The sequence below is a fragment of the Aerococcus sp. L_32 genome, assembly GCF_050689315.1.
Window position 1 is genome coordinate 1 of sequence record NZ_JBOEQF010000598.1, and the last position, 1,058, is coordinate 1,058.

Here is a 1,058-nt window from a genome sequence, read left to right on the forward strand (position 1 = left end):
GGCGGCGAACAATAAGGCCTGTTTTGCTTTCTCTGTATAAATTTCGTTCATAAGGTCCTCCTATCTGGTTACCTATATTTCAGCTTCACAAGCATCGATCTTAATATTAAGGACCGGACTTCATCAGCGTTAACAATTTTACCTAGGGCATCCTTGTCGACTGCTGAGTGCATAATTTGCGCTTCATTTTCGGTAACAATCTCGTTGACTAATAAATTTTGAATGATGGCAGTTGCATCACGTAAGCTCGTTTTTTGATGGACAAGGTCGACCATGGCATCGATTAATTCAGCCTCTTCGACAATTTCCAGCTTCATAATGCGGATATATCCGCCCCCACCACGTTTACTTTCTACAATATAACCCTTTTGCGGGGTAAATCTCGTGTTAATCACGTAATTGATTTGGGATGGGACACATTGAAATTGGTCTGCTATTTCGCTACGACTAATCTCAACATGCTCTTCTTGTTGTAAGATTTGCTTTAAATAAGATTCAATAATATCAGACATATTTCTATTTTTCATATTCATCACCTCAAGTCTGATTCTTATTTTGACTAACTTTGACTAATTAACCATATCATACGATAACTGACGTTAAATAGTCAATTCAAAAGCTCGGTAATTGGAGGTGTGACAAAAATCGTTTAGACTTGACACACTGGACCATAAGCCAAATAAACACTGCAAGTGTTTAGCGTATTTTGGGAAGTATCGGAAGCGTTTGACTTGAGGAACCTGATTTGAAGACGTATCTTAACGAGCGTTATACGCTGTAATAGAAAAAATTTGAAATATCGCATCTTTATATAGCAAAAAGGCAACGTAAAGGAATTGCTGGTCAACTCCTTTACGCTACCCTCAAGTTGAAGTGCGCTGGCCTCATTTTTCAAATCAAAATCATTAGACGATTTTAAGGCACCGCACCTTATGCTAAGGCTGCGATAACCTTGTCGGTGAATGTAGCTGTTGTTAAATCGCCGCCTAAGTCTCGGGTAAAGTTACCTGCATCGGACAAGACCGTATTCAAAGCGTCGCGCAAACGAGTGGCATCCG

General features: G+C 39.7%; 1 protein-coding gene. It reads right to left on the reverse strand.

The annotated features are described in order from the left end of the window. Window positions 1-68: 68 nt before the first annotated feature. Entirely contained in the window at window positions 69-527 is a 459-nt protein-coding gene (locus tag ACRCJ0_RS15050; protein WP_197558413.1) for a CtsR family transcriptional regulator, read from the reverse strand. Between the last annotated feature and the right edge of the window lie 531 nt (window positions 528-1,058).

Excerpts from the sequence above, each read along its gene's own strand:
- ACRCJ0_RS15050 (WP_197558413.1), bottom strand. The coding sequence starts at position 527 with ATGAAAAATAGAAATATGTCTGATATTATTGAATCTTATTTAAAGCAA.